This window comes from Haloferax sp. DFSO60, assembly GCF_046557615.1.
Taxonomy (GTDB): domain Archaea; phylum Halobacteriota; class Halobacteria; order Halobacteriales; family Haloferacaceae; genus Haloferax.
On record NZ_JBKIII010000003.1, the window covers coordinates 227,842 to 253,397 of the forward strand.

Below are 25,556 nucleotides of genomic sequence, written 5' to 3' on the forward strand. Positions count from 1 at the left end.
GCGTCGTCTGTTCGAAAGGCGATTACTCGTCAAATGTGAGTGATTCGAGGATGAACTCGTCGATAGCTGCTCGGGTCTCGTCGGGAGCGTCGTCGTGTCCGAGCGAGAGTTTGCGGCCGCGTGCAGCGTGGATGATGTCGGTGATGAGTTGACCCATTCGACTGGCATCGACGTCACGGAAGACACCTTGTTCGATTCCTTCTTCGACGACTTCGGTGATGCTCGAGCGAATTCGCCCGTAGTGCGTGTTGAACATTTCGCGATGACGCTCGTCGTTCTGCGCGTAGGTGAACAATTCGTGGTAGACTTTCATGCGGTCCCAGTGGCCGAAGTCGTCGAACTTCGGGCCAAAGAGACACTGGTCGATGCGCGCGTCGAGTTCTTCACGGGGTGGGGCGTCCGAGTCGACTTCGACGCTTCCTTCGTACTGTTCGATGATGTACTCGAGAAAGTGCGACATGAGGTCGTACTTGCCGTCGAAGTGGTAGTGGATGACCTGTCGAGTCATCTCCATCTCCTCGCCGATGTCGCGCATTCGCAGGTCGTTGTAGCCGTGTTTACTCAGCGCTCGAAACGTTGCTTCCATGATGGCCTCCTGCGTGTCGGAGGTGGCGCGTTCGTCGGTGGGGGTATTCATATGGAACGATTTTCGTGGGGGAACATAGTGGTTGTTCTGCAGTCGCTCGTCTAGTTTACCGCACGGTAAATTATTTAATGTCATGGTCCATGATTACAGACGACTATGTCACGCACAGTCATCCAGAGCGGGACTGTTGTTTCACTCGATTCGGATATCGGTGACCTCGAGGACGCCGACATCCTCATCGAGGACGGAGAAATCGTCGAAATCGGTCACCGCCTTTCGACAGATAACACCGAGGTAATCGACGCGTCGGACCACATCGTACTCCCCGGATTCGTCGATTCACACATCCACCTCGCACAGACGCAAGTCAGGGGCATCGCCGGGGACTGGTCGCTGATGGGTGAATACTTCGAACACATGCTCGGCAATATCACCGGACTCTACCAGCCCGAAGACATGTATCTCGGCGGGCTCTTCGGCGCACTGGAGAAGCTCTATACTGGGACGACCACGGCTCTGGACTGGTCGTACCCCAACACACTCGAACACGGCGAACGGGCCGTTGACGCGCTGAAGGATGCTAGACTGCGCACGGTGTACACCTACGGCCCACCGGGTGACGACGCGGCGAAGTGGTGGTACAACAGCGACGTCGGTCTCCCCGAAGAAAACATTCGTACTCTCTACGACGAGAAGATACGCGACGACGACCTGCTCAGCCTAGCACTCGGGCTTCGAGGACCGGACTTCTGTACCGACGAAACCGCTCGCAAGGATTTGGAACTGGCACGCGAATTGGGAGCGCTCTCTAGCATCCATATGGGTGCGGCCCAGTGGACCTCCTCCGAGTACAACCCCGACTACCAGGGCTTCGGTGCCCTCTCGGACATGCTCGGCCCTGACGTGAACGTCGCCCACGGCAACCACTTCACGCAGGAAGACATCCAACACGCCGTCGACGCGGGCGTCTCGTTCTCTGCCACGCCCGAAGTCGAGATGCAGATGGGCCACGGGACCCCGGTCACCGGTAAGGTACTGAAAGCAGGCGGTCGTCCGACGTGGGGAGTGGACGTCTCCTCGGCAATCAGCGGCGACATGACGACCCAGATGCGCATCGGTCTGCAAACCCACCGGATGCTGGCGAACCAGCCACAACTCGAGGGCGGCGAGGAGGTCATGCAAGTTGACCTCACCGCGCGTGACACCCTTGAGATGGCGACTATCGAAGGTGCGAAAGCACTCGGTCTGGAAGACCAAATCGGGTCACTCACACCCGGCAAGCGTGCGGACATCATCATGGTGGACACGAACGACTTCATGACCGCGCCCGCACACTCACCGGTCCAAACCGTCGTCTTCGAAATCGAACCGGCACACATTGATACAGTACTCGTGGATGGCGAGGTTGTCAAGCGCGACGGCGAACTCCTCAACCCGGCAGTCACCGACGAATTCGACCGCTTCAAGCAGTCTGGCCACCGCCTCATCGAAGAATCCGGTATTGACCTCTAAAGCTAGATTCAATACCCTTCAGGAAACACCCAATGGTAGCACACTACAATGCGCATAGGACAATATAGCACGGCTGATTCCGAAGACCTGTGGGTCGGCGTCCGACTCGACGACTCGACGGTCGTCAATCTCGAAGAAGCGGGCTCGGCAGCAGGCGTCTCACTTCCGACAGAGAGTACCGAGTTGCTCGCGAGTTGGGAGTGGGAACAGAAGGTCGAACTCGCAATCGAGTACGCGACCGAGACAGAAACTGGACTGTACGACTCCGACGAACTCGACCGACACGCACCGGTTACCGGCCCGGAGAAAATCGTCTGTGTCGGGCTGAACTATCGAGACCACGCAGAAGAAGGTGACAATCCGATTCCGGAGACGCCCGTTCTGTTCTCGAAGTTCCCGACGACGATTACCGGTCCGGACAGCACGATCTCGTGGGACCCAGATTTGACCCAAAAAGTCGATTACGAGGCAGAGTTCGTCATCGTCATCGGACGCGAGGCACGCCGCGTGAGCGAAGACGAGGCGCTCGACCACGTCGCAGGATTCCTCATCGGGAACGACGTATCTGCTCGTGACTTACAGCACGGCGACGGTCAGTGGGTCCGCGGGAAGAGTCTCGATTCGTTCGCGCCGATCGGCCCGGAGATTGTGACACCGGACGAAGTATCCGACCCCCACGATCTGTCGATTTGGACCGAAGTCAACGGAACGCGACTCCAAGACTCTTCGACGTCGAACCTCATCTTCGGTGTGGACGAACTCGTGTCGTTCTGTAGCCAAGCGTTCACGCTCAAACCCGGAGACCTCATCTTCACCGGCACGCCCCCCGGCGTCGGCGTGTATCGAGAACCACCGGTGCTGTTAGAAGATGGCGACGAAGTAACGGTCGGCATCGACGAACTCGGCGAGTTGTCGAACACCTGCGCGTTCGACTAATCGAGTCTTCGCGTTCCGACTCCCAACACCCTTCCAACCCCAGTTCGGTGCAACTGGTCACGTCCCACCGTCGAAAAAAAGCACCACCCTCAGTTGGAGAACCCGTACACGTCTCGTGGATTCTCCCACACGACTTTTCGAATCGCGTCGGTGTCGATACCGTAGCGATAGAGTTCGAACATCGCCCGTTTGATCGCGTAGGGGTCCGTCTTGAGGATGTTCGCACAGTCGGTGTCGATCATGATTCGTTCCGGACCGTACTCGTCGATTGCATCAGCGACATCCGCCGGGCCGACACCGATGAGCCACGAGTGGCCGATGGTGAAACTCAGATAGCACTCGGTCTCTTTCATGAGGTATTGGATGTTGTTCTGGTCGGCGTGGGAGGCGACGACTCTGTCTTCGGGTAAGCCAGCGTCGTGGGCTGCCTCGATATCGATTTTCACTGCCTTCAGAGCGGGGTTTTCTCCCGTAATGACGGGTTCTTGCCCGAGTCCGTAGTTCTTCTCGTAGCCCGGAACGCCGAACGCTGGGCGATACGACCGACCAGAGCTACTGGACGTATTTGGGGTATGGAGGATAACTGGCAAGTCGTGTTGTGTTGCGAGTTCCATCTGGGCTTGCACGATTGCTCGTTGCTCGTCGAGGCCCCACGCTTCGACGTGCTGAGATGGAGTGACACCAGTTTCTCCGACTGCGACGACTTCCGGAAGTTGGCAGTAGCCATCCATCGCTTCGAGCAACTCGTCTGGGTCTTCGATACGCACGCCAGTGTGGATTCCGAGTCCCAACCGCGCCCTGAAGAAGTGATTTCGCTCGATTGCTGCGCGGCGATTGACGGCATCATCCCAGAGGAATCGGACATCGGATGCCCGAACTGGTTTGTACGGCGTCCAGTGATACCCCGACGAGACCATGACCATGCCTTCACACCCGGAAAGTGCGTACCGCTCTCTATCGTCCCACGAGAGCGTATGAGCGTGGTTGTGTCCGTCTATCCACGGCATGTTGAGTAGTTCAGTTGGCAGTCGCGGTTCCTCCTCGTCGTGCAGATAGGCATCGTCAGTTGGTCGTTTCGTTGGGTAGTTGGGGTTCATGTGTGTGTTCGTACAGTATCCGCTGGGCAGTTGCTGCCGCTCCGATGTCCTGTGTGAGTGGTGATTGGTGTGGTCCCACTTAGCATTTGACGATGTGGTTCCACGGTAGACGGTGATGTCTCCGTCTCCATCTACAAGGCGAGATTCTACACCGTGAGTGAGTTACTCGTCTCTGTGTTCGATACCCTGTTTCGAGACGTTCGAACGGGTGACAAAGTCGTCCATCCACGCTGGTGCATCCTCATCTTTCGCTTCCATCCACGCCCATCCATGGTATACGTGAACCTTGTCAGTCCCTCGTTCGCGGAGTTTGAGTACCGCATGACCGTCGATATCGTCCTGGCTCGGTGCGGGGTGGAGACGCCGTGCAGCCTTCAACGCTGCCTGTCGTGGGTACGAACCACTGAATACGCTCGATTCTGTCCCATCGTTCTCAACCAGGACGAAATTCCGTTTTCCATCTTCTCGAACCATGTTTAATCGTAGCACACTTTCAAAATTAGTAGTTGTTGTGGCCGAACTTCATTCTCTTCCGGCGTGTTAGTGACCCGTTTTCCTACCCAGAACTGTAAGATACTCTTTCGGACCCCCGACTTTCGAGTACTATCTCTCGGTTCGGGGGTGTCCGAAAGCGTTGTAGCGTGGGGTTGGTTCATACCAACTCACAGTCTGTAAGAGAGGATGAGTACATCTCTAATTTGTCGGATTGTCTGGTATATGGTTAGATAACCTCAGATAATAATTATTTTGTTTCTTTACATGATTTCCTAAACACTACATTGGGGCTGCCCAAAACATTTATTCTGGATAATTCAAAGCACAATCCAATATTCTTGTATTTGAAAAGTTAAAATTTCTCAAGAAGTCTAAGCCATTTGAATTATCTGAGTTATTCAGATTATTTGGGTGTTGTTTGACTGTTTGGTAATTCGCGTACCCTCTCGAGCAATTTCGCGGGTTCTGTTCCCACAGACGACACTTGGGGTTGGTGAGCGACACGAGGCAAAAGGGGGACGTGAATGCCTCGTTGAATCCACGCACTGAGTTGCTACTCTTCGACTGGGAGCGTTCCGAACTCCGCCGAGAATTGCTCTCGTAACTGTACCTTATCGAACTTTCCAGTCGTCGTCCGCGGCACTTCGTCGACGAAGACGAACTGTTCGGGGAGCCACCACTTCGGGAATCGGTCGAGCAGATGTTCCCGGAGGGCCTCCTCGGTCAGGCCGTCGGTTGTCGAGATGATGTAGGCGACCGGTCGCTCTTGCCACTTTTCGTGGTCCGCACTGATGACGACCGCTTCTTCGACACTCCCGTGGCTCATGAGTTCGTTCTCTAACTCGATAGAGGAGATCCATTCGCCACCCGATTTGATGATGTCGTCAACCCGGTCAACGACGCTGAGGTAGCCGTACTCGTCGATCCGTCCGATGTCGCCGGTTTTGAACCAGCCGTCTTCGGTAAACGACTCTGCTGTCGCTTCGGGGCGGTTGTAGTATTTGTCCGCGAGCCACGGCGCACGGGCGTAGATTTCGCCTTCTGATTCGCCGTCGTACGGCACGCGTTCGCCATCGTCGTCACGGAGCTGGAGGTCGACACCGGGTGCTGGGATTCCTGCTTTCATCCGAAGCTGGTACTGCTTGTCTTCGGGGAGGCCTTTTGCTTCCGTCGTCAACAGCGTGTTTGCGAGGTGAGGTGACGCTTCGGTCATCCCGTACCCCTGGTAGATTGGTGCCTCGTACACGTTGTCGTACTTCCGAATGAGTGACTTGGGTGGCGAACTTCCTCCCGTGAGAACTCGGTCGAGGCTGTCGAGTTTCCCCGCCGTGTCGTCATTGAGGTACGTTTCCATGTCAATCCAGACGGTGGGGACGGCCGCCGCCACGCTCACAGCCTCGTCTGCGATGAGTTCCGCGATAGACTCAACATCCGTGTGACCACCGGGAAGAACGAGCTTCGAACCGCAGAACGTTGCGGTGTACGGAAACCCCCAACCATTGACGTGGAACATTGGAACGACTGGCATCACCGTATCGCTCTCGCCCACACTAAACACGTCGACGTGACTGTGCATCAACGTGTGAAGGAATACCTTTCGGTGGTAGTACTGAATTCCCTTCGGCAGGCCAGTGGTTCCCGACGTGTAACAGAGACCGCACTCAGTGTTCTCTTCGATTTCGGGCCACTCGTACTCTGTTGGGTGTCCAGCGATGAACGACTCGTAATCCTCGACGGAATCGAACGACGTGTCGGGCACTTCGTCATCGAGTATCACGTAGTGTTCAACAGTTTCTAAGTCATCGGCGACGCGTTCGATGGTTTCGACGAACGCCGGATCGACGAACACCAGTCGGTCAGATGCTTCGTTGATGATGTGGACGAGGTGTTCGTCCGGGAGACGGTGATTCACCGTGTGGACGCTTCGCTCGCTACACGCCGGACCGAAGTACAGTTCGTAGTGTCGGAAATGGTTCGCCGCAACGGCGGCGACTCGGTCTCCGGCGTCGAGGCCGAACTCGTCTAGCGCATGGGCCAGCTGAGCGATACGTTCGTAGGCGTCTGCGTAGGTGTAGCGATGGTAGCCGTCGTCGAGTTTCGTTACGATTTCCTTGTGACCGAAGCGGTCGGTCGCTCGTTCGAGAAACTTCGTTATCGTCAGTTCGTAATCTAGCATCGGTTAGTCACCTCCGGTATCGGTCGGCTCGAATCTGAAGAACACACGCTCGTGGTCGGCACCACCGTCGATTTCGACGATAGACAGTTCGACCGAATCGCCGATAGCGAGTTCTTCGTACGTCGTGTTGTCGATTCTCGAACTGAGTTTGACGTCACCGAGATCGACGATTCCCGTCACGAACGGCACTTCGTCTTCCATCCCAAGCGGTGCGCCCGCTCGAACCGTCGAGAACGCAAATAGCTCACCGGTGTCTGGGAGTTCGACGTATTCTAGCGAGTCACTGTGACAAGACGGGCAGACGATTCGCGGTGGGAAATGCAACTCCTCACACGCCGTACACTGGGTCGTCGTGAGTTGCCCTTCACGCAGATTGGTGTAGAACTCAGCGATGCCTGTGTGGTCTTCGGTCTGTAGTTCGTAGAAATCGAGCAGTCGAGGGAGACCGATAGTGTCGGGCACCTCAACCGTTGTTCGCTCTTCGCTCATGGGCGACCACGCTCCAGAACCATCACACTGTGAACGGACGCACTTCCGCTCAAGTTGTGAATCAACCCCGTCTCAGGGTCGGGAACCTGCCGGTGAGCCGAAACTTCGCCGCGGAATTGGTTGTGTATCTCGAGTGCTTGTGAGACACCTGTCGCCCCCAGTGGATGACCGCATCCGAGCAGTCCCCCACGTGGGTTAACACCAATATCGCCGTCGAGTTCGCTCCGGCCATCCTCGATGAACTGGCCGCCTTCACCCTTGTCAACCCACCCAAGGTCCTCGTACTCGACGATTTCACTGATGGAGAAACAGTCGTGAATCTCCGCAACGTCGAGTTCACGAACTGGGTCGTCGATACCTGCCTGTTTGTACGCCTTTTCGGCCGCTGTCGTCGCCTGCGGCCAGCCAGACATCGAGGGGAGATTGTTGACGGAGTTGCTGGCGAAGCACGCCTGTCCACTTCCTGAGATGTACGTTGCTTCGTCTGTCACCGAGCGCGCCTTCTCTTCGCTCATCAGCAAGAGACCAGCCGCACCGTCAGTGATTCCGCTACAGTCGTACAGACAGAGTGGTGGCGAGAGCGGATACGAATCCATTACCTCGTCGATAGTCACCTCCTTTTGGAACTGGGCGAACTCGTTGTGGGCGGCGTGGTTCTTATTCTTCTTACTCACCATCGCCAACTGCTCGCGGGTCGTTCCGTACTCGTGCATGTGGCGCTGTGCGACCATCGCAAAGTACGGCGGCGCATTGAGTCCATTGACGCCGTCGAACTCACGGTCCATCACGTTCGTCATGCTCGCTTGGGCTTCTCCGCCGTGGGCAGATGGTAGGTTCATCTTTTCGACACCCAGGACGAGCGCAACGTCGAGTTGCCCCGCAGCGATTGCAAGCCAGGCATACCGTAATGCGGCCTGCCCACTTGCACAGGCAAGTTCTGTCCGGGCGATCATCGTATCGACGTCTACACCCACCAGTTCGGCGACCATCGGCGCGACGTGCGTCTGGAAGGCAAATCTCTCTGGTTGGACAGACCCAACGAACAAGCCTTCTACGTCCTCCGGCCCGATGTCTGGTACGTCTGCAAACGTTGCTTTCCCGGCCTCTTGAATCAAGTCTTTGTAGGTTGCGTCGCGGTTGCCCCACCGGGTATGGCCCCCGCCGACGATAGCGACGTTGCGTGTCATGTGTTGTGTTTTGTCATATTTGTTCGTTCACTTATCTATTTCGCCAACTACTCCGAGAAGTTCGGATCACGGTCACCCTTGAAGGCGGCGACGCCTTCGAGCATGTCGTCGGTCGTCGTCAACAGACCGAATCCTTGGCTCTCTAGTGCCAGTGCGGCGTCGAGGCTAGCGTTCTGCCCCTCGTTGATGACGCTCTTTGCGACTTCGAGGGCGGTCTGTGGACCGTTCGCGATGTTCGAAACTGTCTGTTCGACATCTGATTCGAACTCGTCTTCGGGGACGGCCCGATTGAGTATCCCCCAATCGGCCGCTTTTTGTGCCGAAATCGGCTCACCCGTGAAGACGAGTTCTTTCGTTCGTGGCTCACCGAGGAGGCGAACGAGACGCTGGGTCCCGCCGCCACCGGGAATCAGCCCGAGATTGATTTCTGGACTTCCCAGTGTCGACCCTTCGGTGGCGATACGGATGTCGCAGGCCAACGTTATCTCCATGCCCGCGCCGAGACAGAATCCGTCTATCTTTGCGACCGTGGGCCGTGGGAACTCGTACACGGCTTGAATCGCCTCATCGACGTACATTAGTTCCGTTGGTTCCGCCGTGGTGAAGCCGGTGATATCTGCACCAGCAGAGAATGCTCGGTCACCAGCACCTTCGAAGACGACGACGGAGACCTCCTCGTCGTTCACCGTCTCCAGTACTCGCTGGAGTTCGTCGAACATGTCGGTCGAGAACGCGTTGAGGCGTTCTTCGCGGTCGAACAGGACGTTCAATCGGCCGTCATCCGTCAGTTCGTGGCTGATGTAATGGTAGGGGCCGCCGTCCGCGTAGTCGTAGAACCCACGACCAGCGTCTTCACCGGTATGACCGGCGTTCACCAGTTCGACGAGGTACTCTGCGGGTTCGTACCGTTTCGCGCCGGTCGCCTCGTATAGCTCTCGCAATTTCCGCAAGACGACGTCTAACCCTAGCTTGTCTGCGGTCCTACACGTTCCCTCGGGAAGACCACCACCGAGACGCATCCCCACGTCAATGTCTTCGGGGTCAGCAACGCCGTCGCCGACCAGCTTGGCCGCTTCGTTTATCATTCGTGCTTCGATTCGGACTGTATCGACTCCCGCTCCTTGGTCGGGCGCGTAATCGGCACCTTTGCTGTCCTCGTACTCGTAGAACCCTCGCCCGGTCTTACGACCCAAATCACCGGCTTCGACACGTGATTGGACCGATTCGGGAACGGGGTCGTTCCACTGCTCGCGCGTGTGAGCAAAGATATCCAACCCACCGAAGTCGTTGAGTTCAAACGGTCCCATCGGATACCCCCGGTGGAACGTCATTGCAGCATCCATCTCGCTGATACTGGCGGCTTCCTCGTCGAGCATCCACGCAGCTTCTCCCATGAACGGTGTCAAGACGTTGTTGACGACGAATTGGGGGACGTCCTTGCGGACGAGTATCGGTGTCTTCTCTATCGACTCGACGAATTCATATGCCGCCTTTGCGACAGCATCGTTCGTCTGTTCTCCGGAGACGACTTCGACGAGGTCCATCTTCACCGGGGGATTGAAGAAGTGGAGACCACAGCACCGGTCCGGTCGGTCTGTCGCCTCTGCGATGTCGCTCACGCGCAGACTGGACGTGTTCGTCGCAATGACGGTCTCCGGCTCTGATGCGGCATCAGCATCGGCGAAAATCTCGCGTTTAATCTCGAGGTCTTCGGGTGCTGCCTCGATGACGAGGTCGACCGATTCGACCGCAGCCGCGAGGTCGGTCGTCGTCTCGATCCGGCCGAGGACGGCCTCGGGTTCTTCGTCCAACTGGCCTTTCTCGGCAAGCTTGTTCAAACTCCATTCGATTTGGTCGTACCCCGACTCGACGATATCGGGTTCGATGTCTCGCATGACGACGTCGTAGCCAGCCATTGCAGCCACTTCTGCGATACCGTGGCCCATGCTTCCCGCTCCGACGACCGCGAGGCTCTCTATCTCAATGTTCATCGTACTCGTCTCCGTTCGTGTGGTTTTTGATGTTGTTGTAATTCATCTTGCAATTACTCCGTTCTGGTTGGGAATCGTGGTCGGCTAGTCGAGCTGTGGTTGGCACAACCGGTCACACTCCCAGATACTCTTGTCTCAGCTCAGTATCGGTTTTGAGCCGTTCTGTCGTTACTTCGTCCACGATACGACCCTCGTCGATGATGTAGTGTCGGTCCGCCACAGCCATCGCGACGGCAACGTTCTGCTCGACGAGGAGTACCGTCACATTCCGGTCATCACTTATCTCTTTGATGATAGACTCGATTCGTCTGACGATGTACGGTGCGAGTCCCTCACAGGGTTCGTCCAAGAGAATCATCTCCGGGTTTGCAACGAGACTCCGCGCGATAGCCAACATCTGCTGTTCGCCGCCACTCATGTTCTTCGAGAGGCGATTTCGCATTTTGTTGAGTTCGGGGAACTGCTCGAATACGGTCGCGACATCTAAGGGGTCGTTCGCGTGGTTCGCCGCAAGTCTGATGTTCTCTTCGACGGTGAGTTCGCTGAAGCAGCGGCGTCCTTCGGGGACAAGCGAGAGTCCGAGTTTCGGTATCTCGTAACTTTGAGCCGCTTGCAAATCGTGGCCATCGAACGTGATGCTACCACCGCGAATCTGTGGCTCGTCGGCACCGACTATCGCTCGCATCGTCGTCGTCTTCCCCGCGCCGTTCCGGCCAAGGAGCGAGACGACTTCGTCACGGTCGATCGAGAGGTCCACGCCGAACAGTACCTGACCAGTCTCGTAACCCGCCTCCAAGTCGGATACGTCGAGAAGCGTCATAGCTCCTCCCGCATCCCGCCGAGGTAGGCGTTTTGCACTTCTTCATTTCCACGAATCTCTTCCGGACTCCCCGTCGCAAGAATTTCTCCTTGGTTGAGGACGGTGATTCGGTCACTCATCGAGAGGACAATACTCATGTCGTGTTCGATGAGGAGGATGGTGAGGTCGAGTTCGCGTTGTAATTCGTCCACCATGTCGGCGGTCTCTTTGGTCTCGGATGTCCCCATCCCGCTTGTCGGCTCATCGAGCAACAGCATCGACGGCTCGGTCGCCAGTGCGATGGCGATTCCAAGTCGTCGCTGGTCTCCGTGCGAGAGGTTCTTCGTCTTGACGTGGTGTTGGTCGTGGAGCCCAACCCGTTCGAGGTATTCGAAGGCCTCCTCTTGGTACATCGCTTGGCCGTCGCCGAGGACGTTCAACGTGAACGTTCCCGACTGGACTGTCTGAACGACAATCCGGACGTTTTCGAGGACAGTGAGGTCGTTGAACAGTTGATTCGACTGGAACGACCGTGCGAGCCCGCGGTGGGGCCGAGATTCCTCAGCGAGGTGCGTTATCTCCTCGTCATCGAACCAGACGCTACCTTCTGTCGGGTCGAGTACACCAGTGATGGTGTTGAACAGCGTCGTCTTTCCGGCCCCATTCGGTCCGATAATCGCGTGCAGTTCGCCTCGTTCGACGGTCAGGTCGACGTTTCTGAGGGCGACCACGCCACCGAACGTCTTCGTGAGCCCATCAGTTCGGAGAATCGTGTCTTCCGGTGTCGCAGCGGCCGTCGGTCCGTCTTTCAGCGTTGTTTCGTTCATGTTCGGTCTCCGTTGAGTCTATCGTAAACACGCTCGATGCCTCCGCGGAACAGTCCCCACACACCTTCACGAGGTGCGACGAGAACCGCCACCACGAACAGCAGCCCGAGGAAGAATTGCCAGTAGGCAAGCACTCCGGACAGCTCTATTGTCACCAGCGGGAACTCCGATACTGGAAGTACGAGCGTCTCGAACTCCGTGAGGAAGTCTTCGGCGAACAGCCAGACAAACGCGCCCGCTGCTGGGCCGAGGAAGTAATTCGTCCCACCGAGGATGGTCATCAAGATGATGTCACCACTCGTGGTTATCGAGAGGTTCTGAAGCGTCGCTCCTTGATTGTTTATCTCCAAGAGAACGCCCGCTAGCGACGTGAACGCAGCACTGAACGTGAACGCCCACACCTTGTACCGCTTGGTGTCGATGCCGACAGCACGGGCCAACTGCTCGTTCTCCCGGAGCGCAGCAAGCGTCCGGCCGAACGGCGAGCGAACCAGTTGCCACAGCGCCAACATACCGAACAGGAAGACTGCGGCGAGGAGATAGTACCAGTCGAAGCTAACCCACCCCAGCGAGACGTACATCACACCGCGGTAGCTTTCTATCCACGTCGGAAGTGCGCCACTGATGCCGGTACTCCCGCCGGTGAGGCCACCGTAGTTCTGATTGACGATGAAGTAGACCGACTGGGCGAACGCCAGAGTCAACATAGCGAAGTATATCTCGCCTTTCTCGACCGTGAGACGACCAAGAAGGTAACCCAGCGTCGTCGCCGCGGCAACTCCGACAACCGCCGCGAGAATGAACGGCAAGTCCAATCGAACGAGGCTGATGGCGACGCCGTACGTGCCGATTCCGAGGAACATCGAATGGCCGAACGAAAGTAGGCCAGAGTACCCGATGAGCAGGTTGAACGACACGGCAAACAGCATCCAGATGAGGATGGTGTTGGCGATTTGTTCGTACCCGAGGAGCGCCGGGTGCGAGACGACTGGCCGGATGAAGACGACGATAGCGATGAGTCCGAGAGGGACTTGCAGTTTCGTTATCGACTCCGGCGTCACGGCGTTGATGACTCTGGTCACGAGTGAGTTCGGGGAGCGCTGTCCGCTCATTCGAGAAAGCCCTCCTGACCGAACAATCCGCGTGGTCTAACGAGCAGAACGGCAATCATCACGAGGTAGGGCATCAACCCGCCGATGCCTGGGATTGCAACCGCATCGATAGTGGTTCGAATCGCCAACGTTTCGAGGACGAGTGGCGTCAGAAACACTGCCTCTCCGATGAGCAGTCCTGATACGACGCTCCCGAACAGGCTTCCAATGCCACCGACCACGACGACGACGAACGCGAGGATGATAAACTGGTCGCCCATCCCGATATCCATCCCGAGTTCCGTTCCTCGGAGGACGCCGCCTAATCCAGCGGTCGCAGCACCGAGGAAGAACATCAAGACGAATCGAATGGGGATGTTGACACCCACTAATTCGGCCATCTCGCGGTCGAGTACACCTGCTCGCACAGACAGTCCGAAGTCGGTCCGTTCGATAAGCACGTACACCGAAGCGACGATGAGGATGCTTACGACCACCGTGAACAGTCTGAACTGGGCGACGTTGGTGACGACGAGGTCGATGCTCGACGACAAGACGGCTGGTTTCGGCACGCTCAGGGGTGATGCGCCCCAGATTGCACGAGTCGCCTCGTTCAGCATCAGTGCCAATCCAAACGTCGCCAACAATCCGATAAGTGGCGTCTCGTCGTACAGTCGGTAGAGGATAGTGCGTTCGATGACAATCCCGAGAACACCAACCAACACTGGAACGACGACCAGTGCCACCCAGAAGGAGAGGCCCCAGCCAACGACGACCTGGAACGTCAGGTACGCCCCTAACATGAACAACGCGCCGTGGGCGAAGTTGACCACGCCGAGCAATCCAAGGATGATGGACAGCCCCAGCGCCAAGAGGACGAGAATGAACCCGTAGACGAGTCCACCGACTAACTGGTCAACGAACAGCCCAGGTCGCAAGGCGAACGCGTTCGCTAAGAGGACCAGTAGAACGGCCCAGAACACGAGTGCGTTCCGTGACCACTGGGTGTTTGAAGGGTCGAGCGTTCGCGGTAGTTTGTATTCCATGATTTCGGGCTACAGCTGGCAGCCAGTTTCCTCGCAGGCCCGAGCAAGCTCGTCGCCCGCGATTGTCTCGTCGACGCCGAACCATTCCTTCCACGGGTCGTCTTTCATCTCCCCGGTATCGAGTCCCGAGACGACGTGCGTCGGTTGGATGAGCTGATGGTCACACTCGCGCCAGTACATCGTCCCTGACTGAATGTCGGAGACAGGTCCCTCGATTTGGTGGCCTTCCAACTCGGTTGTGATATCGGCACCAGCCGTCGAACCAGCTCGCATCGCCGCACGAACCTGCTGATCGAGAGACGTGTACGCCATATAATGACGTGCGAATGGGTCGGTGTCGCCTTCGTCAACCACGCGTTGTTTGAACTCGTCGGCCCCTTCGACAGCGTTCGCCCACCCAGTTGGGCCAATATCGACTGCGGACGCGGCATCTTTCCCGAGGCCCCAGAGGACGAGGTCTTCGAACTGGTGGTACATCAGCGTCAACTCCTCGTGGAGTCCCGTGTTCATCATTTGCTCGGTCGCCAGTCTCGCGTCGAGTCCGGGGATGAGAAGCGCCACAGCATCCGCGTCGGAGTTCTGGACGTTGTTGATGTATTGTGTGTAGTCGTCGCCGGGGAACGGCGTCGCGTCCGACCCGACGACCGAAGCGCCGTTCTCTTCGAGCGTCGCGGAGATAACCTTCTGTGCGGTCTGTCCCCATACGTAATCAGAGTAGAGGATGTACCACGAGTCGGCTTCGTTCGCCATCCGCGGTCCAGCCGAACGAGCCATCATCGTATTCGACTGATAGACGCTGAACATATGTTCTGCACACGCACTTCCCGTGATAGAGTCTGATGCACCCTGGGCGATATACGACACACCGTTGTCGGACGCCCACGACCCCATACTCGTACAGACCGCAGACGAGATTCCGCCGTGTGCAAAGTCGATGCCGTCGGATGTGACGGCCCGTTTCATACGTTCGAGCGCCGTACTCGGGTTCGTCTCAGTGTCGTATTCTTTCAGTGTGATAGAGATGCCAAACTCCTCTTCGAGGTCTTGCTTCGCAAGTATCGACCCCGTCGTCACCGATTCGCCCCACGGAGCGAACGCGCCCGTATACGGGGCGAAGACGCCGACTGTGAGTTCTTCGATGTCACTGCCGGAAGAGCCGCCACCCGACGACCCCGAGTCGTCATCGTTTCCGCTACCGGAATCGCCGGAACCACCGGAGTCGTCAGCATCGCCGGGACTTCCAGCACAACCAGCCAGCCCTGCAATCCCAGCTGTCGAGGCTACACCTATCTGTTTCAGCAGCTGTCGTCTGCTATTGACAACCATACTCCTACGAGTGGTAATATCATATTTATAGATTATGGAGAATCATATCCCATCGATGTTCACTCCACTCATAGTGAACACGAGCCGTGCAATAGGTGCCACATACCATCGCTCTACGGCACCGGTGCCACCGAAAGTCACGGCGAGTACTGGTAGTTTACAGACACGATGTTGGCCGATTTCTGTACTTCTCGCGCGAGTTCTGCCCGGTACTCTTCGTCCCGGAGTCGGTCGGTAGGACAAACCACACCCAGCGACCCTATCACTTGGTCATCGACTTCGACCGGTGCGGCGACAACACCCATTCCAACGACCTGCTCGTTCCAGTCAACTGCGTATCCCTGCTCTTTTATCTTCTTGAGTTCGTCGCACAACTCGTCGCGGTCAGTTATCGTATGGTCCGTCATTGCGACCAAGTCGTGTTCTTCGATGATACGGTCTCGACGGTCTTCGGGGTAATTCGCAAGCATCACTTTCCCGGCGGCGTGTGTGTGAATTGGAATCGTAATTCCCGGATAGATGCCCAGTTTCAGTGATTCAGCGCTATGTTCTGCGTGGAGAATTACGAACCGGCCACGCTCTTCGATGTTCGCACTGGCGATTTCCCCCGTGTTCTCCACGATTCGCTCAAGTTCGGGCTTGGCAATGTGGAACAATCGATTTCGATACTTCATCTGGCCACCGAATTCCAATAGTCGGAATCCGAGTCGGTATCTTCCGTCGTCGTTGATCACGTACCCTATCGACGTCAGGGTGCGGAGGTAGTCATGGACGGTACTCTTCGGGAGGTCGATCTTCCGGGACAGTTCGGCGACGCCGACTTCTTTCTCATCTTTCAACAACTCGAGTATTTCGAACGCACGTTCGATAGTCTTTAGACCGGTCGTACTCTCTTTCATGTTCAGTGTTGACACACTACGTTCTGATAAATCATCCGATTATCTCGAATGGATGACGTCACGTCGTCCTCGGGGGTGGAAGCGGTCAGTCGGAAGCGTGACGAGCGGTGTCCAGTTCATTTTTTCACGTGCGCGAGCGCCTCACAGACGAGAAAACTTCTAATTGCATTGGCACCCCCTCACCCGTAGTCAACCGATGGCGTGTAAATCTGCTTTCTGCAAACGACAAGTGGCCTATCTGTCCGAGATAATCGAACAATACATTCGTCGAAGCAGCGAATCCACGGTCGAGAGACAAGAGAATCATCCTCCTAGCTACAGAGTGCCTCGAACACGGAGTACCTCGCTTACATCTGTACTTTGACTGGTGCGAGTATGAGCTTGGACTACGCTTGTAGATTACAAAACTACATCTGTAATTCTATTCACTTTCCACTCGATTTAGTTGCGAATAGTATACAGACACTCGTCTACATCGTATCCGAGAATTGGCATTCTATTCATATGTTCTTCGTATTAGTGTGAATACTTCAACTGTAGAGCGGTATCTCGACGACAAATGGAATCGAAACGGTATTGTAAGGTCATCGGACAGCGCCGAAAAACAATATCCGTTCGATATAATCGAATGAAATCTATCTAACGACTCTGATACTGGTCGGTCTGGGTGGCCAGTCTTTGGCCGTGCATTCGCTACCAGAATTGTGTAATATTGACAATATAGTTCGATCTCTATCGTTGCTTCTTCATCTGAATAAATTGACAATAGAAGAGTACTATCCGATTAATCGAGGCCAAAACCCCATATTCGATTGGTTATTTGTTGAATATAGTGAATATGGACACAGATGAGTCAATTCAAATGTTGCTACCAACCTCATTACTCATGTATGCTTAATGAAATTCTATTCGGATACTAGTTCTCTAGAATCGCGGCCAAATTGTCAAATCGAAGTATCCGATGCAACCAATGCTGTAGAAGGTACGTTTTGTTCGGCTGAACGAGTACATTAGAGACAGAAGTAGGAGTACTTGAACAAGCGTACGGAGACAGACTATCGGTCTCTGTTCGCACGTTCATTATCCGAGGTTACAAGGTTGTGGGGACACCCAAATTCGATATAGCATCATGCAATTTATGAGGTGGTGAAGGAATATCGCCCAGCTATTGTGTTGTATTGTTGTCTGGGTTGGACAACAACGCACCACAAATTATAGTACGAGTGACTGTATTGTTCACGATACTGAAATTCATGGATTCAAAAACGCCCGCTGACGGCGAATGCGGGTTACTCCACGGAATATCGATGTTTGGGGTGACCGAGTAGTGCCAAACTACGCACGATTCGACGACCTCGACGAATTCGCCTCGTTCTACTACACAGAAATCGAGCAGGCCATACGCGACGACTCGGGCCTCGATATCGACCCCGACCACGAAACACCGACCTATCGGTGGCTCAAATCCAACTACTCGGGTTTCGTCGAGCGACTCCGCCGTGACTTCAACCTCTCGCCCGGGGAGTTCTACCAAGAAGTCGGTATCCCCATAGCGGGAGAAGAGGACGACGACCCGTGGAGTCTCGACCACGAACCCACCATTCAAGCCCTCGAAGACTACCTCGAAGAACTCCGGCGTGACCGTGGGCGGGCCGAGACCACCGTCGCACCCCGGCGGTCGCGTCTGAAGACCTACGTCACCACCTACGCTGAAGTCAACGAGACGAGTGACCTCCTCTCACCGCTCCTCGATGAAAGAGCGAAACCCGACGAAATAGCCCGCGTCCGCGACACGTTTCGTGTGCTGAACGACGACTTGGGGAGTCTCGCGTCGAAAAAGAAGTACGTCTCTGCGGTGAAGAACTGGTACACGTTTCTCGAAGAGATGGGGCGCGGACTCTACAACCCCGCTGAGAACCTGCTCAATCGCTTCGGGTGGGACGAAGACCCACTCTACGACCATCCAGCACTCGCGCGCGACGACCTCGATGTACTCCTCTCAGTGGCAGATGGCGACGAGCGATTCTTGTTGCTCGCCCTTGCCGGGTGGGGGCTTCGCCCTGTGGAAGCATGCGAACTCCACGCGGACCAACTCGTATTGGACCCGAAGGATGGGGGCGTACCGTACATCGAATTCGAGGTCGGAACGCGAAAGAACGCCCGACGAATGCGGAACACGGTCGAAATTCTCGTCGGCGTCGAAGCCATCGAGGAACGAATCGATGCATTCGCAGCGGACGACGAGTGGACAGGGTACCTCTTACCCGGCCAATCTATCTCTCGTCCGATGTCTACGCAGACTGCGAGACGGTGGTTCCGTAACCTCGGTGAGCGTGCCGACGTGGAGATTGCAGGGTCGCATCCGCTTCCGAAGATGGGGCGGCGGACGTGGTATCGTTTGTACCGACAACAGCGTCCATCTATCGAAGCGGGGACTGCCGCTGTTGCGTCCGCGCAGGGGAGTCGAGACGCAAGCGTCTCAGAGCGGAACTACTTGGACGAACGGACTCGACGGCAGGCTCGCGCAGACGCCATGCGGGAACTCGTCCAACAGGAACTCTCAGAAATATTCGAGGCGTACCTCTGACCGAGTCCAGAGTCAGTCCCGGTGTTCGAACCGGTAGGTGAGGACTTCGTCACTGTCGTCCCACTCGAAGTCACCCGGATGGACGCGCTCCATCCGAGCTTTGTATGCATCCAGCGACTCTGAACCCTCTCGTCGTGCGTCTTCGTCGGTGAAATCACCGAGCGTACGACGACTGACACTCGTGATGGTGAACGTCTCACCGTCGATAATGAACTCGTCACCCTCGGTTGCGTATTGGTTCGACGCACCGCGAGTGAGTTGCGTCATCTTCCCCGCTCGAACGGCTTGCTTCACACGACTGTTGGGCAACAGTTCGTCGACATCGATGGTCGCCATACGGCCGTAGATTGGACTGGGTGAGTAAAGTGTCTCTGTTGGCGGTCGTTCCGTCGGGTGTGGGTCGATACTCTCGTTGAAGCGGAAGGAAGGATGAGTGAGGTGTGCCCAAGGTTGGACGGGGACCAGAGTGAGGGTAGCGTACGAGCTTAGTAACCGAGTTGCTCGCGGATAAGGACGACTTTTGTCCGTCCTTCTTCGACTTCTTGTCTGAGGATGAGTTGCTTCGCAATCATCGATTCGACGCCGTAGGCTTCCTTTGCACGCTCGTTCTCCAATGGATATGCAACCGATTCGAGACGGTCGAGTGCGTCTTGGAGTGTGGGAACGATTTTGTTGATACCGCTGACGATGACGACGTTACTGGCGGCGAAGGGGTACGCACCGATACGGCTGCCCGAGAGGTCTGCTGCGACGAGTTCACCAGTCTGCGAAATTGCGTTGATGCCGCCGAGGAAGTACTCTGCGGTCTGCGACTCGCGGCGTGCGGCCTGCCGTTCTGCATCGTCGTCGATGCTCCAAATTTGGTCGGGGAGCGCCTCCCACTCGTGGTCGCCCTCGCTCAGGAATTCTGTGAAGCCGATTTCTTCGAGCGTCGTCGAATGGCCGTTCATCACGGAGACGCCGTCGGGGATGTGCGACTGTATGGATTCGAGTGCTTCCTCGGCCGTATCGACGACGACGACGTCGAATCCGTTCGCTTCGAGGTTCTCGACGGTCGCTTCGACTGTCCCGTCGTCAGGGATTTGGTCGAGTTCGGCGTCGATTTCAGCGTCGTCTACGTAGTCGGATTTCTGTTGAGACATGTGTGAGGTAGTGGGGTTTCTCCGGCACGTGTATCGTATGTCTATTGGATGTTAAGCGCTCGCTGACGGTGATGTCAGGGGGTTACGGTCGTGTCACCTGAATACTTGAATCGGCAGTCGAGCTACTCTCAGGTACTCAGATTTTCGGGGTCGAAATTGCTTCCGTGGCGGCAGTGCGCCACGACCGAGTGGGTTCCCAGCCGAGAAGAGTCGTCGCTTTCGTCGTGTCGTACGCAGATGCGTCATCCTCGACCGTGCAGTCTGCGGGGACAGTACCGTAGTATTCAGTCATCAACTCACGGAGTGGACGGCCGAGTGCGTTATCGGGAGCGACGCAATTGAACGCCTCGTGGCCGGAGAATTCGGTCGTGAGTGCCGCCTCGACGAGATCGGCGACGTCGCGGACGTCTACGTACGACCAGTAGTTGCCAGCGCCAGCCGCAAGGTTCGACGTGTATTCGTCGTCACGACAGGGGTACTCACCCGGGATTTGTATCCACGATGGGCGAATCGATGCCACCGAAACCTCATCTCGTCGTGCGACCGTCTTCCCGATTTCCTCGGTCACGATTTTCGAGAGGCCATAGTCGTCTTCGGGGCGGAGAGCGTGTGACTCAGTAATCGGGAGTTCGTCCGGGATGGGTGTCTCCTCGGCAAAGAAGAACCCATACGCCCCGTCAGAAGACGCTTGGACGACGCGTGCGCCAATTCGTCCTGCGGCGGTCAGGACGCTGTGTGCTGCGAGTGTGTTGTTCCGATAGGTGTCTACACCGGGTCTGATTCCAGCTGCCGGGATTGCCGCCCAGTGGACGACTGCATCCGGGTCGAGCGACGTGAGCGCATCGAACACGCTCCCTTGGTTCGTGAGGTCTACTGCCCGATACTCGACTTCGGGGTGGCCTGTCTCTCCAGGGTGGTCTCGGTCGAGACACGTGACCGTGTGATTCTCGACGAGCCGGTCGATAATCCATCGCCCGGTTTGCCCACGCCCACCCGTAACTGCGATGTCCATATTGGACGGTGCTTTAGGCGAAAGATAACACCGGCGGAACTCGTCTCCGTCGTCGACCGTTTTCGACCGACGACTATCCAAACAGAAGGGACACTCACTTCGAGTCGTCAGCACTCGGTTGCGTGTACCACCATGCCCAGAGAATGAGTACCGCCTGAAGTGGCAGTCGTGCCCACAGCGCCAAATCAGCGTGTTCTCGCAAGGATTCAGGGACAGCATCTGGGACGATTTTCTCAGTCGCCATGTAGACGTTTGCGGGGAAGACAGCGACCAAGAGGCCGATGAGTCCCCACGCAGAGAATCGCCGAGTTCGGGGAATCATCACGCCCAGACCGAGTGCGATTTCGGCGACACCAGAGAGGTAGACGAGGTCACGTTTCCGCGGGAACGTGGGTGGGACGATTCGCTCGAACATCTTCGGGGCGATGAAATGTGCCATGCCCGCAACGACGTACAGTGCGCCCATCACGTAACAAAGGGGTCGCTTGAATCGGGTGTGCGTGTCGCCGGTTTCTGTGGACATACGACTAATCGTTGGAGAGACGACTCAAGAGCGTTTGCTCCGGCGAACAGTATATCCCTGCTCACACCTAACCCCGGCAAAGAATGATTGTCATCCGTCATACCACCACGCTGCTTCTCGTCGGGGTGATGGTCTTGTCACTCGCCTCACCTCTCGGTGTTGGTCTCGCCGATGCAGTCCCCGATGCGCGTGTTGCCGTGACGGATGCGACTGTCGCGCCTGCGACACCAACGGCTGGTGCGCCGCTCACCGTCGATGCGACGGTTCGACTCTCTGCGGGAAGCGCGTCCGCTGCGACGCTCGATACAGTCGAAATCCGGACGAGTGACGGCGACGTCGTAGGGAGAGCGACCGGACTCGGCTCACTCTCTCCCGGCGAGACGCTTACGGTCCCAGTCACGTTCACCCTCGACTCCTCAGGAGAGTACCAACTGACTATCGTCGCGGTCGCTTCTGATTCCGACGACGACGAAGTGACTGCGACTCGACCGCTGACGATTGCGGTCGAACAGGGCGCACCACAACTCGACCTGACTGCCCCAACGCTCGTCGCTTCTGCTGATTCTGCGGTCCAAGCAACCGTCTCGAACCCAACGACGTCCCCACTTCGAGACCTGACGGTGACGATTACGAACCCAAGCGGCGGCGAACAGGTTCGGAGGACCGTCCCGCAATTAGCAGCGGGGGCGTCTACGACGCTCAATTTCTCGGTACGACCAGTCGAAGAAGGGACGACGAACGTTACCGCCCGAATCGACTACACGACGGCGAGCGGAACCGCCGCGAACGTCACGTACGGTGAACAAGCGCGTGTGGAAACGCTCGCTGACGACGTTGGAATCCGCATCGGCCCCGTGCAGAATAGTGGTGATAGCGGAGGCGGGAATGCGGGCGTCGGTGGCATCGCAGGCCTCCTCAACGGTGGGGCCGGGGCGTTACAGCCATCTGAGAGTAGTTCTGGTGACGGTGCTGGCGACTCGCCAATCGGCGTGACGGTGACGAACTTCGGGAACGCCGCAATCGAGAACGTCGTTCTCGTTCCCCAGACTGAGAACGGTAGTGTCGCGAATGAAATCGGTCGATTTGCCGTCGCTGACCGCCTCGAACCCGGTGAATCGACGACGGTTACCGTGAATCTCGACAACGCCGAGACAGTGCAATCACTCCAATTCGTGGCGCAGTACGACCTCGCGGGAGAACGACGGTCGGTCACAACTGACTTCGACCGCCTCGCTCGGGGTGCTGTCGAACTGACTGGCATCAACATTAGTGTCTCCGACGGGGGTGCAGTCCGACTCGGTGGAAACCTCGCGAACGTCGGCAACGGTGAGATTACCGGCGTGGTCGTCAGCGTTCCCGCGAGTGAGTACGCCCAACCGGCCTACCCACAGCGGAGTTACTTCGTTGGCACGGTCGCCTCGAGCGAGTTCGCGCCGTTCGAGTTGACCGCACAAGTCGACAGGGAGAACACCTCTGTTGTCCCAGTGGAAGTTGCCTACACGGTCGGAGACGAACGAATCACCGAGACGACGATGGTCGACCTCCCGGCAGAACGCCAGTCGTCGAATAGTGTGTTCTCGTCGTCGGTGACGTTTGTAGGCGTCCTCCTGCTCGTCGGTATCGGCGTCCCACTCACCGTTGGATTCCTCGTCCGTCAGTACCGATGACGTCTGATTTCCCACTGTCAAATGGGTCGGCTGACGCCACTTCGGCAGACGAATCTGAGTCGGAGGCGCTCGCTGCTGGTCTCGGTGCGAAGTCAGCGGTACAGCCACTTCGACTGGCTGGCGTCACCAAACAGTACGATAGCGGTGCAGGGACGGTCACTGCCCTCTCGGACATCGACTTCGGCGTCAGCGCGGGTGAAGTCGTCGCCATCATCGGCCCCTCTGGGTCGGGAAAATCGACGATGCTCAATCTCCTCGGTCTCTTGGACGAACCGACGACTGGGTCGGTGTTACTCCACGACGAACCCGTCGCAGGACTGAGCGAGCGAGAACGAACCGATACGCGGCGTGAAACGATTGGATTCGTCTTTCAGGACTTCCACTTGATTCCCTCGCTCACTGCGGTCGAAAACGTGCGGCTTCCGACCGCGTTCTCACCCGGCGATGCGACACCTCGTGCGGTCGACTTGCTGACTCGTGTCGGACTCGGTGACCGACTCGACCACACACCAAACGAGTTGTCTGGCGGGCAAAAACAGCGTGTCGCTATCGCTCGTTCGCTCATCAACGAACCCGACGTCCTGCTCGCCGACGAACCGACGGGGAATCTCGACACCGACACTGGCGTGGAAGTCCTCGAAGAGATTCACCGAATCGCAGATACTGGCGTGGGTGTCGTCGCAGTCACGCACGACGACCTCGTGAGAGAGTTCGCCGACCGGACTGTCGAACTCGTCGATGGAGTACTTTCAGATGCCTAATCTCCCCGATAGCATCTCGCTGCGTCTCCCGGCGGTATCGCTTGCACTTCAGAATCTCTCACGCCAGCGCGCGAAGGCAGTTCTCGCAGCACTCGGTATCATGATCGGTGTTTTCGCAGTGGTTACACTCGGAACGCTCGGGACAGCACTGCAAGTCGCTGCGACCGACGAGTTAGGTGGACTCGGAAATCAAGTAATCGTCAGTCCCGCAGCAGGGTCCGATAGCGAGCAATTGAACAGTCGGGACTTACAGGCGATCGAGCGCGCAGCAGCAGGTCGAGGGACAGTTATTCCACTGAAATCGACCGGCGCGACAGTGAGTGCGACTGGCGGGCAGAGCTTCGCACAAGTGTACGGTACGACGAATCCGCAGGCACTGTTCGGGAGTGCCCCCGGTGTTCCGAGTTATCACCGACAGGGTGCACTCGTTGGAGCTGATATCGCGTCGGCACTCGAGTTGCAGGTTGGCTCGCAAATTACTGTGGAGTCGAACACGTATCGAGTCGTCGCCGTTCTCCCCGACCAGTCCTCGATTACGCCGCTACAGCCCGATTCAGCCGTCGTTTTGCCCCCTGACGAATTCGTCGCCAGCGGCTATTCACAGGTCGTCGTCCAAGCGAATTCGGGCCCGGATGCAACGGCAATCGCCGACGAGATTCGTGCGTCTCTCAACACGCGGCAAGACCGCGTCTCGGTCTTCTCGCTCACCGACGTACTCACCCAAATCGAGGAATTCTTCGGCCTGTTGAACGGCTTTTTACTCGCGATAGCGGGTGTCTCACTCGTCGTCGCCGGGGTCTCGATTTTTAACGTGATGCTCATGACAATCTCCGAGCGTCGCAGTGAAATTGGCGTCCTCCGGGCGGTGGGCATCCATCGTGACGAGGTCCTCTGGACGCTCTTGTTCGAGTCTACGCTCCTTGGGGTCGGTGGAGGCGGACTCGGAGCAATCCTCGGCGTGGCAACCGTCGTCGGAATCGCATTCAACACGGAGTTGCCATTGAGTGCTGTACTCGTCCCGACGAACGCCCTCATCGTCCTCGGTGGGTTCGCCTTTGGCGCGGCCGTCGCGCTCGTCGGTGGTCTGTACCCAGCGTATCGGGCAGCGTGGGAGCCACCTGTCGAGTCGTTGCGTGGGTGAGCGAAGCCAGCAACGCTACCACGTGGCTAACTTCTCGATTACAAGCATCTATCGAGTTACTCGTGTGAACAGTTGCATACTGCGGACAAGAGCTATCTTGCGCAATTCGAGTACCCCGAATCGGATGGTCGTTCACTCCTGCTTCACTCCTGCTTCACTCCTGCCAATAATCTAACTCGCAACAGAAGCAGAGTTCAATTACTTAGATTATTCGTGTAATAGTTAGTATTATTCGAACAGTCTGGCAATTATTTACGCAATTTTAT

At 56.9% G+C, this 25,556-nt stretch carries 23 protein-coding genes; 6 read left to right on the forward strand and 17 right to left on the reverse strand.

Going from position 1 to position 25,556, the window contains the following annotated elements; genetic code table 11:
• Positions 1–22: 22 nt before the first annotated feature.
• Entirely contained in the window at positions 23–637 is a 615-nt protein-coding gene (locus ACK509_RS15580) for a TetR/AcrR family transcriptional regulator (protein WP_410767476.1), read from the reverse strand.
• Positions 638–742: 105 nt separating this feature from the next.
• On the opposite strand from ACK509_RS15580, the gene ACK509_RS15585 reads away from it, so the two are divergent.
• Together ACK509_RS15585 and ACK509_RS15590 are read left to right on the forward strand one after the other, a co-directional pair.
• Positions 743–2,098 carry an amidohydrolase family protein gene (locus ACK509_RS15585; RefSeq protein ID WP_410767477.1) on the forward strand — a complete coding sequence of 452 codons (1,356 nt, stop codon included), beginning with the start codon at positions 743–745 and terminating at the stop codon, positions 2,096–2,098.
• Positions 2,099–2,146: 48 nt separating this feature from the next.
• Positions 2,147–3,034: a fumarylacetoacetate hydrolase family protein gene (locus tag ACK509_RS15590; RefSeq protein ID WP_410767478.1), complete on the forward strand. Its 888-nt coding sequence runs from the start codon at positions 2,147–2,149 to the stop codon at positions 3,032–3,034.
• An 89-nt stretch (positions 3,035–3,123) separates the two neighbouring features.
• Here ACK509_RS15590 and ACK509_RS15595 read toward each other — a convergent pair whose 3' ends face one another.
• From ACK509_RS15595 to ACK509_RS15650, 12 genes are all read right to left on the reverse strand, one after another.
• Positions 3,124–4,131 (reverse strand): TatD family hydrolase, encoded by a 1,008-nt coding sequence (locus tag ACK509_RS15595; RefSeq protein ID WP_410767479.1) that lies wholly within the window; start codon positions 4,129–4,131, stop codon positions 3,124–3,126.
• Positions 4,132–4,293: 162 nt separating this feature from the next.
• A complete protein-coding gene (locus tag ACK509_RS15600) occupies positions 4,294–4,605 on the reverse strand; it encodes a non-histone chromosomal MC1 family protein (RefSeq protein WP_410767480.1) in 312 nt (103 codons plus the stop codon).
• A 574-nt stretch (positions 4,606–5,179) separates the two neighbouring features.
• Positions 5,180–6,802, reverse strand: a complete 1,623-nt coding sequence (locus ACK509_RS15605) for a long-chain fatty acid--CoA ligase (protein WP_410767481.1) — start codon at positions 6,800–6,802, stop codon at positions 5,180–5,182.
• A 3-nt stretch (positions 6,803–6,805) separates the two neighbouring features.
• The gene (locus tag ACK509_RS15610; protein WP_410767482.1) at positions 6,806–7,291 is read right to left on the reverse strand and encodes a Zn-ribbon domain-containing OB-fold protein; all 486 of its coding nucleotides are present in this window, start codon (positions 7,289–7,291) and stop codon (positions 6,806–6,808) included.
• Positions 7,288–8,478: a thiolase C-terminal domain-containing protein gene (locus ACK509_RS15615; RefSeq protein ID WP_410767483.1), complete on the reverse strand. Its 1,191-nt coding sequence runs from the start codon at positions 8,476–8,478 to the stop codon at positions 7,288–7,290. The genes ACK509_RS15610 and ACK509_RS15615 overlap by 4 nt, the downstream gene beginning before the upstream one ends.
• Before the next feature lie 47 nt (positions 8,479–8,525).
• Positions 8,526–10,469: a 3-hydroxyacyl-CoA dehydrogenase/enoyl-CoA hydratase family protein gene (locus ACK509_RS15620; RefSeq protein WP_410767484.1), complete on the reverse strand. Its 1,944-nt coding sequence runs from the start codon at positions 10,467–10,469 to the stop codon at positions 8,526–8,528.
• 112 nt (positions 10,470–10,581) lie between these two features.
• Positions 10,582–11,289 carry an ABC transporter ATP-binding protein gene (locus ACK509_RS15625; protein WP_410767485.1) on the reverse strand — a complete coding sequence of 236 codons (708 nt, stop codon included), beginning with the start codon at positions 11,287–11,289 and terminating at the stop codon, positions 10,582–10,584.
• Positions 11,286–12,095: an ABC transporter ATP-binding protein gene (locus ACK509_RS15630; protein ID WP_410767486.1), complete on the reverse strand. Its 810-nt coding sequence runs from the start codon at positions 12,093–12,095 to the stop codon at positions 11,286–11,288. Before ACK509_RS15630 ends, ACK509_RS15625 begins: the two co-directional genes overlap by 4 nt.
• A complete protein-coding gene (locus tag ACK509_RS15635; RefSeq protein WP_410767487.1) occupies positions 12,092–13,207 on the reverse strand; it encodes a branched-chain amino acid ABC transporter permease in 1,116 nt (371 codons plus the stop codon). Before ACK509_RS15635 ends, ACK509_RS15630 begins: the two co-directional genes overlap by 4 nt.
• Positions 13,204–14,232, reverse strand: a complete 1,029-nt coding sequence (locus ACK509_RS15640; protein ID WP_410767488.1) for a branched-chain amino acid ABC transporter permease — start codon at positions 14,230–14,232, stop codon at positions 13,204–13,206. Before ACK509_RS15640 ends, ACK509_RS15635 begins: the two co-directional genes overlap by 4 nt.
• Before the next feature lie 9 nt (positions 14,233–14,241).
• Positions 14,242–15,558 carry an ABC transporter substrate-binding protein gene (locus ACK509_RS15645; RefSeq protein ID WP_410767489.1) on the reverse strand — a complete coding sequence of 439 codons (1,317 nt, stop codon included), beginning with the start codon at positions 15,556–15,558 and terminating at the stop codon, positions 14,242–14,244.
• Between the two features lie 137 nt (positions 15,559–15,695).
• Positions 15,696–16,457, reverse strand: coding sequence for an IclR family transcriptional regulator (locus tag ACK509_RS15650; RefSeq protein WP_410767490.1), 762 nt, complete (start codon positions 16,455–16,457; stop codon positions 15,696–15,698).
• 1,327 nt (positions 16,458–17,784) lie between these two features.
• Between ACK509_RS15650 and ACK509_RS15655 the strand changes: the two genes are divergently transcribed.
• A complete protein-coding gene (locus tag ACK509_RS15655; protein ID WP_410767491.1) occupies positions 17,785–19,044 on the forward strand; it encodes an integrase in 1,260 nt (419 codons plus the stop codon).
• A 12-nt stretch (positions 19,045–19,056) separates the two neighbouring features.
• On the opposite strand, the gene ACK509_RS15660 is transcribed toward ACK509_RS15655, so the two are convergent.
• From ACK509_RS15660 to ACK509_RS15675, 4 genes are all read right to left on the reverse strand, one after another.
• Positions 19,057–19,380: an ASCH domain-containing protein gene (locus tag ACK509_RS15660; protein ID WP_410767492.1), complete on the reverse strand. Its 324-nt coding sequence runs from the start codon at positions 19,378–19,380 to the stop codon at positions 19,057–19,059.
• Between the two features lie 149 nt (positions 19,381–19,529).
• Entirely contained in the window at positions 19,530–20,186 is a 657-nt protein-coding gene (locus ACK509_RS15665; protein WP_410767493.1) for a lactate utilization protein, read from the reverse strand.
• A 136-nt stretch (positions 20,187–20,322) separates the two neighbouring features.
• The gene (locus ACK509_RS15670; RefSeq protein ID WP_410767494.1) at positions 20,323–21,198 is read right to left on the reverse strand and encodes an NAD-dependent epimerase/dehydratase family protein; all 876 of its coding nucleotides are present in this window, start codon (positions 21,196–21,198) and stop codon (positions 20,323–20,325) included.
• 94 nt (positions 21,199–21,292) lie between these two features.
• Positions 21,293–21,721, reverse strand: a complete 429-nt coding sequence (locus ACK509_RS15675) for a hypothetical protein (protein WP_410767495.1) — start codon at positions 21,719–21,721, stop codon at positions 21,293–21,295.
• An 83-nt stretch (positions 21,722–21,804) separates the two neighbouring features.
• Here ACK509_RS15675 and ACK509_RS15680 point away from each other — a divergent pair, with 83 nt between their 5' ends.
• The 3 genes from ACK509_RS15680 to ACK509_RS15690 are packed head-to-tail and all read left to right on the forward strand — an operon-like array spanning position 21,805 to position 25,290.
• Entirely contained in the window at positions 21,805–23,388 is a 1,584-nt protein-coding gene (locus ACK509_RS15680) for a CARDB domain-containing protein (protein WP_410767496.1), read from the forward strand.
• Positions 23,385–24,149 (forward strand): ABC transporter ATP-binding protein, encoded by a 765-nt coding sequence (locus ACK509_RS15685; protein WP_410767497.1) that lies wholly within the window; start codon positions 23,385–23,387, stop codon positions 24,147–24,149. Before ACK509_RS15680 ends, ACK509_RS15685 begins: the two co-directional genes overlap by 4 nt.
• Positions 24,142–25,290: an ABC transporter permease gene (locus ACK509_RS15690; protein WP_410767498.1), complete on the forward strand. Its 1,149-nt coding sequence runs from the start codon at positions 24,142–24,144 to the stop codon at positions 25,288–25,290. Before ACK509_RS15685 ends, ACK509_RS15690 begins: the two co-directional genes overlap by 8 nt.
• Positions 25,291–25,556: the final 266 nt, after the last annotated feature.